The organism is Pseudomonas graminis, assembly GCF_001705435.1.
GTDB classification, from domain to species: domain Bacteria; phylum Pseudomonadota; class Gammaproteobacteria; order Pseudomonadales; family Pseudomonadaceae; genus Aquipseudomonas; species Aquipseudomonas graminis_B.
Map to the genome: position 1 here is coordinate 814805 of NZ_MDEN01000069.1, position 16606 is coordinate 831410.

General features: G+C 61.4%; 18 protein-coding genes. 7 read left to right on the forward strand and 11 right to left on the reverse strand.

The features are described from left to right. Nucleotides 1–162: 162 nt before the first annotated feature. The 5 genes from dkgB to BBI10_RS25890 form a co-directional block, all read right to left on the reverse strand. Nucleotides 163–966 (reverse strand): 2,5-didehydrogluconate reductase DkgB, encoded by an 804-nt coding sequence (gene dkgB / locus BBI10_RS25870; protein ID WP_065993037.1) that lies wholly within the window; start codon nt 964–966, stop codon nt 163–165. A gap of 223 nt (nt 967–1189) precedes the next feature. After that, nucleotides 1190–1750: a DUF1003 domain-containing protein gene (locus tag BBI10_RS25875; RefSeq protein WP_065993039.1), complete on the reverse strand. Its 561-nt coding sequence runs from the start codon at nt 1748–1750 to the stop codon at nt 1190–1192. Between the two features lie 102 nt (nt 1751–1852). Next, nucleotides 1853–2059 (reverse strand): hypothetical protein, encoded by a 207-nt coding sequence (locus BBI10_RS25880; RefSeq protein ID WP_065993044.1) that lies wholly within the window; start codon nt 2057–2059, stop codon nt 1853–1855. A 123-nt stretch (nt 2060–2182) separates the two neighbouring features. Next, entirely contained in the window at nt 2183–2665 is a 483-nt protein-coding gene (locus tag BBI10_RS25885; RefSeq protein ID WP_065993251.1) for a GreA/GreB family elongation factor, read from the reverse strand. 46 nt (nt 2666–2711) lie between these two features. Next, a complete protein-coding gene (locus tag BBI10_RS25890) occupies nt 2712–3107 on the reverse strand; it encodes a hypothetical protein (protein WP_065993046.1) in 396 nt (131 codons plus the stop codon). 123 nt (nt 3108–3230) lie between these two features. Here BBI10_RS25890 and earP point away from each other — a divergent pair, with 123 nt between their 5' ends. Further along, nucleotides 3231–4376: an elongation factor P maturation arginine rhamnosyltransferase EarP gene (gene earP / locus BBI10_RS25895; protein WP_065993047.1), complete on the forward strand. Its 1146-nt coding sequence runs from the start codon at nt 3231–3233 to the stop codon at nt 4374–4376. An 87-nt stretch (nt 4377–4463) separates the two neighbouring features. After that, entirely contained in the window at nt 4464–5033 is a 570-nt protein-coding gene (locus BBI10_RS25900) for an elongation factor P (RefSeq protein WP_065993048.1), read from the forward strand. Nucleotides 5034–5135: 102 nt separating this feature from the next. On the opposite strand, the gene BBI10_RS25905 is transcribed toward BBI10_RS25900, so the two are convergent. From BBI10_RS25905 to BBI10_RS25915, 3 genes are all read right to left on the reverse strand, one after another. Then, nucleotides 5136–6155: an alpha/beta hydrolase gene (locus BBI10_RS25905; protein ID WP_065993049.1), complete on the reverse strand. Its 1020-nt coding sequence runs from the start codon at nt 6153–6155 to the stop codon at nt 5136–5138. Nucleotides 6156–6206: 51 nt separating this feature from the next. Next, entirely contained in the window at nt 6207–6626 is a 420-nt protein-coding gene (locus BBI10_RS25910) for an organic hydroperoxide resistance protein (RefSeq protein ID WP_065993050.1), read from the reverse strand. A 166-nt stretch (nt 6627–6792) separates the two neighbouring features. Continuing rightward, nucleotides 6793–7266 (reverse strand): MarR family winged helix-turn-helix transcriptional regulator, encoded by a 474-nt coding sequence (locus BBI10_RS25915; RefSeq protein ID WP_065993051.1) that lies wholly within the window; start codon nt 7264–7266, stop codon nt 6793–6795. A 240-nt stretch (nt 7267–7506) separates the two neighbouring features. Here BBI10_RS25915 and BBI10_RS25920 point away from each other — a divergent pair, with 240 nt between their 5' ends. Beyond that, the gene (locus BBI10_RS25920) at nt 7507–8238 is read left to right on the forward strand and encodes a sulfite exporter TauE/SafE family protein (RefSeq protein WP_141695274.1); all 732 of its coding nucleotides are present in this window, start codon (nt 7507–7509) and stop codon (nt 8236–8238) included. 19 nt (nt 8239–8257) lie between these two features. On the opposite strand, the gene BBI10_RS25925 is transcribed toward BBI10_RS25920, so the two are convergent. Beyond that, the gene (locus BBI10_RS25925) at nt 8258–9112 is read right to left on the reverse strand and encodes a LysR substrate-binding domain-containing protein (RefSeq protein WP_065993052.1); all 855 of its coding nucleotides are present in this window, start codon (nt 9110–9112) and stop codon (nt 8258–8260) included. 96 nt (nt 9113–9208) lie between these two features. On the opposite strand from BBI10_RS25925, the gene BBI10_RS25930 reads away from it, so the two are divergent. Together BBI10_RS25930 and BBI10_RS25935 are read left to right on the forward strand one after the other, a co-directional pair. Next, a complete protein-coding gene (locus BBI10_RS25930; protein WP_065993053.1) occupies nt 9209–9442 on the forward strand; it encodes a DUF1127 domain-containing protein in 234 nt (77 codons plus the stop codon). 49 nt (nt 9443–9491) lie between these two features. Beyond that, complete coding sequence (locus BBI10_RS25935) at nt 9492–10739, forward strand: winged helix-turn-helix domain-containing protein (protein ID WP_065993055.1); 1248 nt, start codon at nt 9492–9494, stop codon at nt 10737–10739. Nucleotides 10740–10908: 169 nt separating this feature from the next. On the opposite strand, the gene BBI10_RS25940 is transcribed toward BBI10_RS25935, so the two are convergent. Beyond that, nucleotides 10909–12255 (reverse strand): class II 3-deoxy-7-phosphoheptulonate synthase, encoded by a 1347-nt coding sequence (locus BBI10_RS25940; protein WP_065993057.1) that lies wholly within the window; start codon nt 12253–12255, stop codon nt 10909–10911. A gap of 228 nt (nt 12256–12483) precedes the next feature. Between BBI10_RS25940 and BBI10_RS25945 the strand changes: the two genes are divergently transcribed. After that, nucleotides 12484–13239, forward strand: coding sequence for a spermidine synthase (locus BBI10_RS25945; protein ID WP_065993059.1), 756 nt, complete (start codon nt 12484–12486; stop codon nt 13237–13239). A 40-nt stretch (nt 13240–13279) separates the two neighbouring features. Here BBI10_RS25945 and BBI10_RS25950 read toward each other — a convergent pair whose 3' ends face one another. After that, nucleotides 13280–14071 (reverse strand): crotonase/enoyl-CoA hydratase family protein, encoded by a 792-nt coding sequence (locus tag BBI10_RS25950; RefSeq protein WP_065993061.1) that lies wholly within the window; start codon nt 14069–14071, stop codon nt 13280–13282. 415 nt (nt 14072–14486) lie between these two features. Here BBI10_RS25950 and BBI10_RS25955 point away from each other — a divergent pair, with 415 nt between their 5' ends. Continuing rightward, nucleotides 14487–16163 (forward strand): DEAD/DEAH box helicase, encoded by a 1677-nt coding sequence (locus tag BBI10_RS25955; protein ID WP_065993064.1) that lies wholly within the window; start codon nt 14487–14489, stop codon nt 16161–16163. Nucleotides 16164–16606 lie beyond the last annotated feature (443 nt).

Genomic DNA, 16606 nt, shown 5'->3' on the forward strand with positions numbered 1-16606 from the left:
AGGTTCGGAAGTCTGGTTCGCGAGGAGGAGCGGGATTGGTTCAGGCGGGAAGCGAACCAATTTCGGGGGAGGGTCCAGGCAGGGCGCCTGTTTATGGTTCGGGTGCGTTATTAGGGGGCGCTGATTGGGGTGATTCTGGCCGAAGCCAGAATCAGCGCTTTATCAATCCCACTGCGGCGCAAGGCTGGCCGGGCTGGTCAGACGATGGCCGCGGTCCAGCTGCGCAATCTGCGCCATGTCGTCCTCGGTCAGCGTGAGGTCGACGGCTTTCAGGTTGCTTTCCAGGTTGGCGCGTTTGGTCGACGACGGAATCACCGCATAGCCCAGTTGCATGGCCCACGCCAGGGTCACTTGCGCAGGCGTCGCGTTGTGGCGGTGGGCGATCTGCTCGATCACCGGGTCTTTCAGCACTTCGCCGTAGGCCAGGGTCATGTAGGACGTGATCTTGATCCCGTGCTGTTGAGCGAAAGCGGCCACGGTACGGTTTTGCAGGTACGGGTGCAGTTCGATCTGGTTGGTGGCGATGTTCTCGGCACCGACCGCAGCGATGGCTTCACCCATCAGCGCCACAGTGAAGTTGGAAATGCCGATCTCGCGGGTCAGGCCTTGCTGCTTGGCTTCCAGCAGTGCGCCCATGAATTCGGCGACAGGCACCTGGCCCTTCGGCGACGGCCAGTGGATCAGCGTCAGGTCGACGTGATCGGTTTTCAGCTTGGCCAGGCTTTCCTTAAGGCTCGGGATCAGCTTGTCGGCGGCGAAATTGTCAGTCCAGATCTTGGTGGTGATGTACAGCTCATCACGGGACACGCCGCTTTGCTCGATGGCCTGACCGACCTCGGCTTCATTGCCGTAGATCTGCGCGGTGTCGATGACGCGATAGCCCACCTCCAGGCCGTTGCTGACCGAGTCGATGACGACCTGATCTTTCAGGCGGAAGGTGCCGAGGCCAAATGCGGGAACAGTCATGGGAAGACTCCAGAGTTCAAGGGGGAAGGGGATTAACGAAGCAGAAGCCCAGTATCCCGCGCCGGCTGGCAGGGAAAAACCACAGCGCGGGCACGGGAGTTTTGACGGGGGATCATGAATGCCATGAAGTTTCGGGCAGCGCTTGATCGTGATCGTTCAACGGGATGTGATTTCGGACGGCCTGTGGCGGTCACTCCCACAGGGTTCTGCGACCGGCTCCAGATCAGACATGCCCATCGCGTTTTACGAAATGCTTGTGCATGTCCGCCGTCAGCGCTTCCACCCGTTCGGTCAGCACCTTGGTCATTTCGGTGAGGCGCGTGTTTTGTTCCAGCAGTTCCAGCATCTGTGCGGTGTTTTGCGCCGCTCGCGCCATGCGTTCTTCATTAGCCGTTGCCAACGCCTCGCGGTGGAGCGCGTCGGCATCGGCGCTGGCCTTGTCGCGGGCAGCCTGTCGTGTTTGCGCGAGGAGAATGAGCGGCGCGGCGTAGGCCGATTGCAGGCTGAACGCCAGATTGAGCAGGATGAACGGGTAGAGATCGAATGACACCAGCCCGCTCAGGTTGGCGCCGACCCACAGCACCACCAGAAACGTCTGGGCGCCGAGAAAGGTGGGCGTGCCGAAAAAGCGCGCAAACGCCTCGGCCTTGAGGGCGAAGGCATCGGTGCCAAAGGTCGGCGCCAGGTGGGCGTGGCGTTTGTGAAAGCGCAGATGATCTGCCGGCGCAGCGGCAGCGCTCGGTTCGGCGGGCGAGGGGACGGGCGTGGGCGTGGCAGTGGGCATGATGCTTTCCTGAGGACAGAAACACCTGCCCACTATAGGCCCGCGCTCATTGGCGTTGTACTGAACCTCTGCTGAACCGGCGCGTGTCCCGGTTGCGCCGCGTCAGTCCACCGGCTCGGGGTACAGCGGTTTGGAACGCTGCATGATGCTGGCGTAGTCGTAAACGTACTGGCGGCCAGCGTGACTGGTCATGCGCAGTCGGTCGATCAGTTGTCGCTCTTTCTTGTTCAGGTATCTCAACCCGTGGTGGTCACTGGACTTGAGGCGATCACGTTCATGGGCGTCAGGGAAAGTGATGACGTTCGTCATGAAATATCTCCTTGGTTAAATCCGTGTCCCCGGCTCCGTGTTCCGGGGTTCACCCTTTGTGGTGCGACTGCGCACCTTACCCACAAAAACTCGGACGCTACAACCCTGCAAATGATCAGTGGGTCACAGGATTTGCGTGATCTCGAGCAATTGACGGCTGCCGTTCACCACCACCTCCACCTCATCGCCATCGAACTTGCCAAGCAGGCTTTGTCCCAGTGGCGAACGTGCGGTGATCACCGTAATCACCTGCTCTTCGACCGTGAGTTTCAGCCCCGCCGCGTCAGGCGCGAGAAACAACCGCTGTTGCGCGCCGTTGCCTGCCTGAAGGGCAATGAGGTCGCCGGTCTGAATGCCGCGCTGTTCATCGAAGGGCTTGAGCACGAGATGGCGGCAGAGGTTCAGCGACTGGCGGATTTCTTCCACACGCCGCGCCTGACCTGCGGCCAGATACGACGCCTCCAGCCCGAGGGTGTCGTACTTGTTCTCGGCGATGTTCTCTTCGTGGGTCGCGGTTTCGTACGCCGTTTGCGCAGCACGCACGGCCACATCGAGGTCGACCTGCAGTTTCTCGACGATGCACTGCAGGACGGTTTGCTTGTTCACGGGCATGGCGTATTCGGTGGCATGGAATGGCTCGACAAAAAGGGATTCAACCGCAGAACTGATAGACGCTCGCACGGCTTTTCTCGCTGGGCGCGGTCTGGTTCTGCTGCATCCAGAACTGACATTTCGGGCCGTTGAAGCTGCGTTGCCGCTCCGCCTGCTCAGCCTCCTGGGTCTGCCGCGTTTCGCTGTCGCGCAGAATCTGCCGGTACTGATCGAACATCGGGTTATCAGTTTCGGGTTTTGGTCTGGCCGCGGGCGGGGCAGTTATCTGCGCCGCGGCATTGTTCAGTGCCTGGGTCTGCTCGGCGGGGAGCAGTTTATAGATCAGCCACAGGCTTAGCAGGACAGCGAGAACCCCCAGCCAGATGCCGGCGGCAATCGACAGGATCAGCTTGAGGGGGCGCAGCGTGACGGACAGTTCGCGTGGGTTGACGTACATGACAGACTCCAGACTTGTATGCATGTGGCCAGCAGTGGCGGCGATTGTCGCACGACCGGGGCTGGCGATTCTGCGCCGCAATGACGGACAATCGGTTTTTTTGAACATCCTCAGGGAGCCCGGATGAAAGCCTCTTGGGATATTTTCTGTAGCGTTGTCGATAATTTCGGCGACGTCGGCGTGACCTTTCGCCTGGCCCGACAACTGGTCGCCGAACACGACCTGCAGGTTCGCCTCTGGATCGATGACCTGAACGCCTTCGCCCGGCTGTGCCCGGGTGCCGATCCCCTGGCTGATCAGCAAATGCAGGATGGCGTTATCGTCTGTCGCTGGCCAGCGGAATGGCCCAAAACCTGGCAGCCGTTGCAGCTGCCGCACGTCGTGGTCGAGGCCTTTGCCTGTCGCCTGCCACCGGACTACATCGACGCCATGCTCGGGGCAGAGAAACGGCCGCTGTGGTTCAACCTCGAGTACCTGAGCGCCGAAGACTGGGTGTCGGGCTGCCACGGCCTGCCGTCGATCCAGTCTTCGGGCCTGCGCAAGTACTTCTTTTTCCCCGGATTCACCGCGAAGACCGGCGGGTTGTTGCGTGAAGCCGGCTTGATCGAAAAGCGCCAGGCGTTTCAGGCCAATCCCGCCGCACGCCAATCCTTCCTCCAGCGCCTGAACATCGCGCCCCACGCCGATGCGCGGCTGATGTCACTGTTTGCCTACGAACACGCCGGGCTCGGCAGCTGGCTGGATTGCCTGGCCCAGGCTGATCGCACTACCCATTTGCTGGTGCCTGAGGGCCGCATTCTGGGCGACGTTCAGCGCTGGTTGGGCGTGGATGAATTGACGGCGGGCGCCGTGCATGCGCGCGATGCCCTGACCATTCAGGTGCTGCCGTTCGTGCATCAGCAAGACTACGATTCGCTGTTGTGGTGCTGTGATTTCAACGTGGTGCGCGGTGAGGACTCCTTCGTCCGCGCGCAATGGGCGGGGCGGCCGCTGATCTGGCACATCTACGAGCAGGATGACGACGCCCACTGGGCCAAGCTCGATGCGTTTCTGGAGCTGTATCGGGTGGGGTTGTCGGAGGCTGCAGGGCAGGCGCTGACCGAAGTCTGGCGCAGCTGGAATGGCGGAACAGCCATGACTCAGGGCTGGAATGCGCTGGAGCAGCACACCGATGAACTCGCCGCCCATGCCCGGCGCTGGTGTCTGGAACAGGCCTTGCAGGAGGATCTGACGACTGCGCTGGTAAGGTTTTACCAAAGTTGGATATGATACGCGGCCTTGTATTAAGCCCTGTACGAAAAGTGGCTTTTCGTACAGGGCTTAGAAAGATCTTTCATCCAAATTCGGATACTCGTAATGAAAACTGGCAAAGAGCTTAAACCCGGTACCGTGATCAAGCTGGAAAACGATCCTTGGCTGGTTCAGAAAGCTGAATTCACCAAGTCGGGCCGTAACAGCGCGATCATGAAAACCAAGCTGAAGAACCTGCTGACCGGCTACAAGACTGAAATCGTCTACAGCGCCGACGACAAGCTGGACGACGTGATCCTGGACCGTAAAGAAGCCACGCTGTCTTTCATCAGCGGCGACACTTACACGTTCATGGACACCACCGACTACACCATGTACGAGCTGAACGCCGAAGACATCGAAGCCGTTCTGCCATTCGTTGAAGAAGGCATGACCGACGTCTGCGAAGCGATCTTCTTCGAAGAGCGTCTGGTTTCCGTAGAGCTGCCGACCACCATCGTGCGCACCGTTGACTACACCGAAGGTTCGGCTCGTGGCGACACCTCGGGCAAGGTCATGAAGCCGGCCAAACTGGCCAACGGCACCGAGCTGCAGGTGGCTGACTTCATCGAAATCGGTGACAAGATCGAAATCGACACCCGCGAAGGCGGTTCCTACAAAGGCCGTGCCAAATAAGCACAGTTTTTGTAATGCCGGTGATGTAACGCCGGACACGAGAAAGCCCGACCCTCGAGTCGGGCTTTTTTGTGGGCGCCGAGTTGACGCCCGCTGACGCATTTACTTCAGATGAGCCTTGAGTTCTTGCGAAGCCTGCAGCATTGCCGAGCGCACTTCCGGCACTTGGCTGATCACGTTCAAAAGCCCGTAATCGTGAATCATGCCGTTGTAACGTACCGCCGTCACCGGCACACCGGCCTGGTCCAGCTTGCGGGCGTAGGCTTCACCTTCGTCGCGCAGCACGTCAGCCCCTGCGGTTTGCACCAGGGCAGGCGGCAGACCTTTCAGCTGCTCGGTCGTGGCCCGCAGCGGTGAGGCATAGATCTCGGCGCGCTGTTTCGGATCGGTGGTGTAGTTGTCCCAGAACCACTTCATCATGTTGCGGGTGAGGAAGTGACCCTCGGCAAACTGATCGTACGAACCGGTATCGAAGTTGGCGTCAGTCACCGGCCACAACAGCACCTGGTAACGGATGGCCGGCGTGCCTTTGTCTTTGGCCATCAGGCTGACAACCGTTGCCATGTTGCCGCCGACGCTGTTGCCCGCCACCGCCAGACGCTTGCCGTCGACGTTGATTTCCTTGCCATGCTCGGCGACCCACTTGGTCGCCGCATAGGCTTGGTTGATCGCCGTCGGGTAGTGGGCTTCAGGTGATGGGGTGTAGTTGACGAACACCGCCACTGCCCCCGAACCCTCGACCAGATCCCGCACCAGACGTTCGTGGGTCGGGTAATCGCCGAGCACCCAGCCGCCGCCGTGGAAATACATGAACACCGGCAAGGTGCCTTTGACGCCGGCCGGACGAACGATCGTCAGGCTGATGTCTTGGCCATCCACCGAAATGGTCTTCTGGCTGACATCGGCCTTGGGCAGGGTCAACTTGACCCCGGCCTGGGCACCGGTCAGGACGGCGCGGGCATCTTTGGGCGAAAGCTGTTCGATCGGCTTGCCGCTTCCGGAATTCAGCGCGTCCAGAAACGCCTGCGTGTTGTGCTCGACGCCCGTATCGGTCGCAGCAAAAGCGTTGCCGATGGACAGTGCGAGGAGCGAGCCAGCCAGAATCTTGCCAAACGTGTTCATGTTCTTCTCCCGGTCAGACGAGGGTTGGAGGCGAGGCCTTACGCCAGGTTTTTACACAGTCACGTGCAGACGAACGTCGACGTTGCCGCGTGTGGCGTTGGAGTAAGGGCAGACTTGGTGGGCTGCATCGACCAGCGCCTGGGCTTCGGCTTGTTCAAGGCCCGGCAGGCTGATGTGCAGGTCGATGTCCAGACCGAAACCGCCAGGGATCTGGCCGATGCCGACGTGGGCAGTGATCGACGCGTCAGCCGGGATGGTTTTCTTGCTCTGGCCGGCGACGAATTTCAGTGCGCCGATGAAGCAGGCCGAGTAGCCGGCAGCAAACAGTTGCTCTGGGTTGGTGGCTTCGCCGCCAGCGCCGCCCAGTTCTTTCGGGGTGGCCAGTTTGACGTCGAGAATTTTGTTGTCGGAAACAGCGCGGCCATCACGGCCACCGGTTGCGGTTGCGACTGCAGTGTAGAGCGCTTGCATGGTAATTCCTCACGTGCTGATGGGTTGAATAGCGTTGAATGAATCAGGGTCTGCTTTGCGCTAAAGTTTTGTGCGCTAAGCAAGTGAAGTGAAATGTACTGCGCCAATGTTTAGTGCGCAAGATAAATTTTCGGGATTTTTGAGGTGAGTGGATGAAGGGGGCTGATCAGAGGCTCTCGAGCAGATTCCCGCGCAGGGCCAGTAGGTCTTTCTGCAGGGCTTTGAGCTGCTCAAGGTTGATGCCGCTGGCGGCGAGAATGCATTGCGGAACGCTCTGGGCCTTTGTGTGCAACGCCTTCCCTTGGTCGGTCAGGGTCAGCAGCACGACGCGTTCATCTTCCTTGCTGCGGGTCCGGCGGATCAGGCCTTCGGCTTCCAGTCGTTTCAGCAGCGGCGTCAGCGAGCCCGGATCGGTCAGCAGGCGCGTGCTCACTTCTCCGACGGTCAGGCCGTCGCGCTCCCACAACACCAGCATCGCCAGGTATTGCGGGTAGGTCAGGTTCAGCGCCTGCAGCAGCGGCTTGTACACCTTGGTCATCATCAGCGACGTCGAGTACAGGGCGAAACACAGCTGGTTGTCCAGCAGCAGCGCGTCGCAGCTGCCAGCGCCAGCCTTTTGGGATGGCTCGTTGGCGTTCATGGGTGTCCCTCGCTCGGTCAGTAGTGGTCGGTAATTTAGTACCCAGATGTTTAATGCACCAGATAATTTCGGTAATGGCTGGGCGTGTAGCTTTCTATCGATCGGCGGCAGGCGCCGACAATGCTGTGAATCGGTGGTACACCCTGGAGATCGTCAACGCGGATTTCCTCGACGGCGCTGACTGCGTAGCATGCGCGCTGAAATCGGATCAGAGGAACGCCCGTGATTGTCGACGTATTGATGTACCTGCTGCTGGGCGCCGCCATGGGCACACTGGGTGGACTGTTCGGCATTGGCGGCGGGCTGGTCGCCATTCCCGCGCTGGGCGTGTTGTTCGGGCTCGATCAGCAACTGGCCCAGGGCACGGCGTTGTTGATGGTGCTGCCCAACGTGCTGCTGGCGCTGTGGCGTTACAACCAGCGCAATCGGGTGTCGGTGCGCCATGCGCTGATGCTCATCGTGCCCAGTTTCACGATGTCCTGGCTGACCTCACTGTGGGCGGTGCGCGTTGACCCGCAAAGCATGCGCCTGGGCTTCGTCGGGTTTCTCATCGTGCTGACGCTGTTCAACCTGATCCAGATGGTCTGGCGCAAGGGCACTGCAGGCGCCCAATTGCGCCACACCCGATGGTTGTGGCTGCTGGGCGTGGGCTCGGGCGTCACCGCCGGGCTGTTCGGCGTCGGCGGCGGGGTGATCGCGACACCCATTCTGACCGGCCTGTTTGGCGCAACGCAGGTGGCGGCTCAGGGCCTGGCGCTGGCACTGGCGGCGCCGAGCACCACGATTACCCTGGCCACTTACGCCTTGCACGGGCACGTCGACTGGCTGATGGGCATTCCCCTGGCCATCGGCGGGCTGGCCAGCATCAGCTGGGGCGTCGCCTTGGCGCACAGTTTGCCGGAGCGTACGTTGCGCTCGCTGTTCTGCGGCTTTCTGGTGATCTGCGCGATCATGCTGTGCTTCAAGCTGTGATCTAACAGCATGAGTCTTTTTACAGCCTGAACCCCTCGGCAATGTGATCGGCCAGGCACTCGGTGATCGGCGACGGGTTGTTGGGGTTGCGCAGCAGCACGATGCTCGCCGACGGCAATTGCGGCAGCCCGTGCTGTTCCCCCAGCACTTCGAGGTCCGAGGTGATCAGGCTTTGCAGCTGTGCCGTCACCGCCAGCCCGGCGCTGACCACCGCCATGATCGCTGACAGGCTCGCGCTGGTGTAGGCCACCCGGAACTCGCGGCCGGACGCCTGTAGCGCGTTGATTGCCCACTGCCGGCAAAAGCAGTCGGTGTTGAACATCGCCAGCGGCATCGGCGTTTGCTCCTGTGGGCAAAAGCCTGCGCCGACGGCCCAGACGAACCGCTCCTGGCGCAGGATCTGGCCGATTTCCTTGCCGGGCTCGCGGGTGACAATGCTCAGGTCCAGGTCCTGGCGTTGCAGCAACTGCGACGAAGACTCGCAATGCACTTCCACCTGCACCAGCGGATAGGCCTGGGCAAAACGCTGCAAAATCCCCGGCAGAAAGCGCATCACGTAATCGTCCGGCGTGCCGATCTTCACCGTGCCGACCATGTGCGGCTCGCGCAGGGTGTTGAACACTTCGCTGTGCAGTTTCAGGATCCGCCGCGCGTAGCCCAGCAGCACCTGGCCTTCCGCCGTGAAGCTGATGGTGCGGCCGTCTTTCAGAAACAACGGGCGCCGCACCACGTCCTCCTCCAGCCGTTTCATCTGCATGCTGACGGCCGACTGCGTGCGATTCACCACCTCGCCCGCCTTGGTGTAACCGCCCTCGTCGGCGATCGCGACAAAGGTGCGCAGCAGTTCGCTGTCGATACTCGGGTAGGTGGTCATGCATCAATCTCCCAGATGCAGTGCATAAGAAACATTCGTTGGATTGATCTTAAGCCCGGCGAGAGAATCTGCCCATCCCCACTGGAGGGCAGGACGATGAAAGGTCAAAAAGGTTACGTACTGGTCGCAAAGCCACTGTCGCGGGTATTCGCGCCGAAACATTGGTGGAGAGGATTTGTGGCGCGGGTTGCTCGCTGGCGCAGGCTGCATCAGCAGCGCGTCGAACTGGCCACGCTGAGCGATGATGCGCTGAAGGATCTGGGCCTGAGTCGGGCGGATCTCTACGAAGAAATGCAGCGTCCTTTCTGGGATGACCCGATGAAGCGCTGACAGGGCAGCGGATGATCGGTTAGCGTTGGGCACCGCCATGGAGGTTGCAATGCCCGCCGAACTGCCGATCCACCCGCCACTTTCCCTAAAGCACGCGCGCCGGCTGGCGCTGGCCGCCCAGGGCTTCAGCAGTCGCCAGCCGCCTGCGACGATCAAGGCAGCCCACGTCACACAGCTGATCGAACGGCTCGGCGTGCTGCAGATCGATTCGGTGAACGCGCTGGTGCGATCGCACTACTTGCCGCTCTTTTCCCGGCTCGGCCCTTACCCGCGCACGTTGCTGGAACAGGCAGTATGGGGCCAGGGTCGGCAGCGCAAGCTGTTCGAATACTGGGGCCACGAGGCGTCGTTGCTGCCCCTCGAACTGTATCCGATGATGCGCTGGCGAATGCAGCGCGCGGCCCAGGGAGAGGGCATTTATCAGCAACTGGCCAAGTTCGGCCGCGAGCAGCAAACCACCATTGCCCGGGTGTTACAGACCGTTCGCGAGCAGGGCGCGTTGGGTGCGGGCAGTATCAGCACCCGACAGGATCGCGCCGGGCCGTGGTGGGACTGGAGCGCCGAAAAGCATGCGCTGGAGTGGCTCTTTGCAGCGGGTGAGGTCACGGTCGCCGGCCGTCGCGGTTTCGAGCGGTTGTACGATTTGCCCGAGCGCGTTCTGCCGTCGGCGATCGTCTGTCACCCCGATATTGGCGAATCCGACGCACAGCGCGGCTTGCTGCTGCATGCGGTCAAAGCGCTGGGCGTCGCTACCGAAAAGGACGTGCGCGATTATTTCCGGCAGGACCCGGCCCCGGCGAAGCGCGGGTTGGCAGAGCTGGTGGAGGAGGGCGCGGTTCAACGGGTTCAGGTGCAGGGCTGGAAGCAACCGGCGTATACGCTTCCTGGCCTGACGGTGCCGCGCAAGGTGGCGGTCAGCGCGTTGCTGTCGCCTTTCGATTCCTTGATCTGGGAGCGGGCGCGCACCGAGCGGCTGTTCGATTTCCACTACCGTCTGGAGATCTACACCCCGGCGCACAAGCGGATTTACGGCTATTACGTGCTGCCGTTTCTGCACAACGAACGCATCGCCGCGCGCATCGACCTGCGTGCTGAACGGGCGGCAGGGCGTCTGGCGGTCCATGGGGTTCACGAAGAGCAACCCGGACTGGATGACGAAGGCATGCACGCCCTGGCGATGCACCTGTGGCAACTGGCGAGCTGGCTGGAACTGCCGCACGTGCTGATCAACTGCCAGCGCGCCAGTGCGGCGCGCTTGCGGGAGGCGTTTGTGGCCAGCGGCTTCGATCACCTGTAATGAAACGTAGGACCGGGTATAGCCTGGAATGGGCCCGCGCTGGCACCCTCAATTCCAGGGTGTGACATCCGACGCTTTCCCGGCTAAAGCCAGTCCTGCAGAAAACAGCGCGCCGTTAGTAGGACCGGCTTCAGCCGGGAAGGGGCCATGGCAGTCAGACGCAGCCCCCCTACCGACGCACCTGCTTCAACGTCTCGGCGATCAAAAACGCCAGCTCCAGCGACTGATCGGCATTCATCCGCGGATCACAATGGGTGTGGTAACGGTCCGACAAGCCATCTTCGGTAATCGGACGCGCGCCGCCGATGCATTCGGTGACGTTCTGTCCGGTCATCTCGATGTGGATGCCCCCGGCGTAGGTCCCTTCGGCCTGATGCACCTGGAAGAACTGCTTCACTTCCGCAAGGATCTGGGCGAAGTCGCGGGTCTTGTAACCGCTGCTGGCCTTGATGGTGTTGCCATGCATCGGGTCCGAACTCCACAGCACCTTCTTGCCTTCGCGCTCCACTGCACGGATCAGCCCCGGCAAATGGTCGCCGACCTTGTTGGCGCCCATGCGCGCAATCAGGTTCAAGCGTCCCGGGTCGTTGTCCGGGTTGAGGATGTCGATCAGGCGGATCAGGTCGTCGGTGTTCATGCTCGGCCCGACCTTGACGCCGATCGGGTTCTTCACGCCGCGCAGGAATTCCACATGGGCGCCGTCCAGCTGCCGTGTGCGGTCGCCGATCCACAGCATGTGTGCCGAGCAATCGTAGAAATCATTCGTCAGGCTGTCGCGACGGACGAAGGCTTCTTCGAAATTCAGCAGCAGCGCTTCGTGGGCGGTGAAGAAACTGGTTTCGCGCAATTGCGGCGAGGTGTCCATGCCGCAGGCGCGCATGAAGGCCAGGGTCTCGTCGATGCGATCGGCGAGCTGGCTGTATTTGTCCGACAGCGCCGAGTTGGCGATGAAATCCAGGTTCCACTTGTGCACTTGATGCAGGTCGGCAAAACCGCCCTGGGCGAAAGCGCGCAGCAGATTGAGGGTCGCGGTGGACTGGTGATACGCCTGCAGCAGGCGATCAGGGTCGGGCACGCGGCTCTTCTCGTCGAAGCCGATGCCGTTGACGATGTCGCCGCGGTACGCCGGCAAGGTCACGCCATCTATCGTCTCGTCGTTGGACGAGCGCGGCTTGGCGAATTGCCCGGCCATGCGCCCGACCTTGACCACCGGACAACCGGCTGCAAACGTCATGACGATCGCCATTTGCAGCAGCACCTTGAAGGTGTCGCGGATTTTCGCCGCCGAGAATTCGAAGAAGCTCTCCGCGCAATCGCCACCCTGCAGCAGGAACGCCCGGCCCTCGGTGACCTCGGCAAACTGTCGGCGCAGCTCGCGTGCTTCCCCGGCAAACACCAGCGGCGGGTAGCTGGCAAGGGTCTGTTCGACACGGCGAACGTGCTCGGCGTCCGGGTATTGAGGTTGCTGCTGGATAGGCAGGTTCCGCCAGCTGTCGGGGCTCCAGGGTTGGCTCATGTTGAACTCGAAGTCAGTGCGATCGGACAGGCATGTTAGCAGCTCGCTCCGAGAATTTGCGTGACCTGCGGGGCGTGATTCGCCGACAATCCGCGCCTTTGCGGGCCGCTTTCAGCTCCCTTTTGCACGCCAGGCCCGGTGCGCGGCTACGTCGATCGCTGAGCGCGGCGATGCTAATCCCTGCGGGCGCTATCCCGAATCACTCTGACCATGGGCACGAGAACAGCAATGACCGAGGAACGCGTAGAGCACGTGTTGGCCGAAGTTCACGACGAATTCGGCAAAATCCGCGTACTTGAAGTGGCCGATTACCGCTTCCTGGAGTTCGGTGACGCCATCGAACAGAGTTGCACGTTCACGGCTGATCCGGCCTGGCTCGAATACGACTACACCCGCGCCATGTTCATTGGCGCCCTGTGCCATCCCGCCCCGGAAAGCGCGCTGTTCATGGGCCTTGGTGCGGGCACGCTGACCCAGGCGTGCCTGAAGTTTCTCCCCCTCGACGACGTCGAAGCCATCGAACTGCGCCCCGATGTGCCGCGTCTGGCCATGGAGTACATGGGCCTGCAGGACGATCCCCGGCTGTACGTGCGCATCGGCGACGCCCTCGACCTGCTGCCGACCGCCGAAGACGCTGACCTGATTTTCGTCGATCTCTACACCGACACCGGCCCTGCCGTGGGCCATCTGGCCTGGGGGTTTCTCGAAAAATGCCAACAGCGCCTCAACCCCGGCGGATGGCTGATCATCAACCAGTGGGCGTCGGACGATGGCAAACCACTTGGGGCGGCGCTGCTGCGCGGGCTTTATCACCGGCATTACTGGGAACTGCCGGTGAAGGAGGGCAACGTCATCCTTATCGTCCCCGCTGACCTTGATCAGACGCTCGACATCGACGCGCTGACCCAGCGCGCCGAAAGCCTCGCGCCGCAGCTGGGCTATTCGCTGTTGCCGCTGATCAAGACGCTGCGGCCTGCGACGTGATCAGCATCCCCGTTCAGCCGGCTCTGTCAGCAAACTCTGATTAGCAGCCTTTGAACACCGGGGTGCGTTTTTCCATCATCGCCTGCAGGCCTTCCCTGGCGTCTTCGCTGTCGAGCACCCGCCGGACCAGCGCCGGCAACGCCTTCGCCGCGACGCTTTCACCCTCGAGCACAGCCTGACGCGCGGACTCCAGGGTGGTGCGGACTCCCAGGGGTGCCCGGTCGGCGATGTGCCGGGCCAGGCGCAACGCTGAGGGCAGCAGGTCTTCCGGGGCCATCACCTCCTGCACCAGGCCCATGCGGCACGCTTCGTGGGCGTCGAATTCATCGCCCTTCAGCAGCCAGCGCATGGCATTGCCCCAGCCCGCGATCTGGTGCAGCCGCAGGGTCGCGCCACCAAAGGCGAAAATGCCGCGCTGCACTTCCAGATGGGCGAAGCGGGCGTTGCTCGCGCACAGGTTGATATCAGCGGCGAGCATCAGCTCGATGCCCAGGGTCAGGCACCAGCCCTGGGCCGCGACGATCACCGGCTTGCTGACCCGCGGACCGACCGACAGACCCCAGGGATCGTAACCGCCGGGCGGGAGCGTCCAGCCTTCTCTCAGTGCCGGGCCGGCCTCGGCCAGATCGAGCCCGCCGGTGAAATGGTCGCCGTGGGCAAACACCACCGCGACCCGCGCCTGGTCGTTACGCTCGAACTCCCCGTAGGCCAGGCTCAGCTGGTTGAGCATATCCAGGTCGAAGGCGTTGCGTTTTGCGGCGCGGTCCAGGCCGATGAGCATGATTGCGCCGCGCTGTTCCCGGCTGACGTGGCCTTTGATCGAAGAGGTCATGTCGCTGTTTCCTGCAGATGAGGAGAAAGGGAGGGTGGGGTGTCGCACTGTCTGGGTGAATCGTTTAAGCTCTGCCCGCTACCGATACCGGGCACATGAAAAGTAGACACTGACGCAGCTTTGCGCAAAGCCTGTGACAGTTGGCCGCAAGGGGCTGATTCGCGAAAAAAATCCTCACTTATTTCAGCATTTCCGGTATAGTGCGCGCCGGCCTTTCATAGGGCCCTCGTCACGGTATGGGTTCGCGAAGCCATCTTCTCGAACCGGTTCGGTCACGAACCACCCATGACGATCCATTCATCAATACGTTTTCGCAAATCCCCGCCGACAAAGCAGCCAGGGTGACTCTAGGGTCTTACACGGCACGCGCAGCTTTGAAGCATGGGTCTTTGCGGATGCACTCAGAGGCAGACCCATGACCCAGGAAACCGGCGGCTTCGCCGCTCTTAACCTTCACCCGACAATTGTTGCAGCTGTAGTAGCCACCGGCTACGAAGAGCCTTCGGCCATCCAGCAGCAATCGATTCCAATCATCCTCGCCGGTCACGACATGATCGGCCAGGCGCAGACAGGTACCGGTAAAACCGCCGCCTTCGCTCTGCCCATCCTGAGCCTGATCGACCCGGCGAAACGCGAGCCGCAAGCGCTGATCCTCGCGCCGACTCGTGAGCTGGCCCTGCAAGTGGCCACCGCGTTCGAAACCTACGCCAAGCAAATGCCGGGCGTGACCGTTGTGGCTGTCTACGGCGGCGCGCCGATGGGCCCACAGCTGAAAGCCATTCGCAACGGCGCTCAGATTGTCGTCGCCACCCCGGGTCGTCTGTGTGACCACCTGCGTCGTGACGAGAAAGTCCTTGCCACCGTGAACCACCTGGTTCTCGACGAAGCCGACGAAATGCTCAAGCTGGGCTTCATGGATGACCTCGAAGTCATCTTCAAGGCCATGCCTGAAACCCGTCAGACCGTGCTGTTCTCGGCGACCCTGCCGCAGTCGATCCGCGCGATCGCCGAGCGTCACCTGAAAGACCCGAAGCACGTCAAGATCCAGAGCAAGACCCAGACCGTTACCGCGATCGAGCAGGCTCACCTGCTGGTTCACGCTGACCAGAAGACCTCTGCCGTACTGAGCCTGCTGGAAGTCGAAGATTTCGACGCCCTGATCATGTTCGTGCGCACCAAACAGGCCACTCTGGATTTGGCCAGCGCCCTTGAAGCCAAAGGCTACAAGGCTGCTGCGCTGAACGGCGACATCGCCCAGAACCAGCGTGAACGCGTCATCGACTCCCTCAAGGATGGCCGTCTGGACATCGTTGTTGCGACTGACGTTGCTGCCCGTGGTCTGGACGTTCCGCGCATCACTCACGTGTTCAACGTTGATATGCCGTACGACCCGGAAGCTTACGTTCACCGTATCGGCCGTACTGGCCGTGCCGGTCGCGAAGGTCGCGCCCTGTTGCTGGTAACGCCGCGCGAGCGTCGCATGCTGCAAGTGATCGAGCGCATGACCGGTCAGAAAATCGCCGAAGTCCGCCTGCCGGACTCCCAGGCCGTTCTCGATGCCCGCATCAAGAAACTGACCAACAGCCTGTCGCCGCTGGTCGCTGATGCCGAAGCAAGCCATGGCGAATTGCTGGACCGCCTGACTGCCGACATCGGTTGCACTCCGCGTGCCCTGGCCGCTGCTCTGCTGCGCAAGGCCACCAACGGTCAGGCGCTGACCCTGGGCGCGATCGAGAAAGAACGCCCACTGGTGCCGAACAACGCACCACGTGGTGATCGTCCGGAGCGTCCAGCAGGCGACCGTCCTGATCGTGGCGACCGCGAACGTCGTGCCCCGGTGCCGTTGGCCGAAGGCCGTGCTCGCTGCCGTACCGCGCTCGGTGCCCGTGACGGCATCGCTGCGAAAAACCTGTTGGGGGCCATCCTCAACGAAGGTGGTCTGGCTCGTGAAGCAATCGGTCGCATCCAGGTGCGTGACAGCTTCAGCCTCGTTGAACTGCCGGAAGACGGTCTCGAGCGCCTGCTGGCCAAGCTGAAAGACACCCGCGTTGCCGGCAAGCAGCTGAAGCTGCGTCGCTATCGTGAGGACTGATCCGCTCTTGAGCTGATCGTCTGAATAAAAAATCCCCGACTGGTTCGGGGATTTTTTTTGCGTGGGATTTGGGGGCTAGTACTGCGTTTGGATGACTATTTGAAGGGGACTGACTATTTGAAGGGGACTGATTTATTTACAACTATTTGTATATTTGAAGGGGACTACTATTTGAAGGGGACTGATTTATTTACAACGCTTCACCGTAAATTAATCTGTCCCCGTTTTGTCTCTGGCGCCGATCCCATAGACGGAGGGGGAGGCACCAGGCCGAGTGGGTTTTGGTTGGGTAGGACCGGCTTCAGCCGAGAAGGCGTCGGATGCCACACAACTGACCGGGGACAGATTAATTTACGATGAAGCGCTGTAAATAAATCAGTCCCCTATAAGTGGTCCCCTATAAGTGCGCTTCCCGGCTGAAGCCGCTCCACGGGGACAAAACC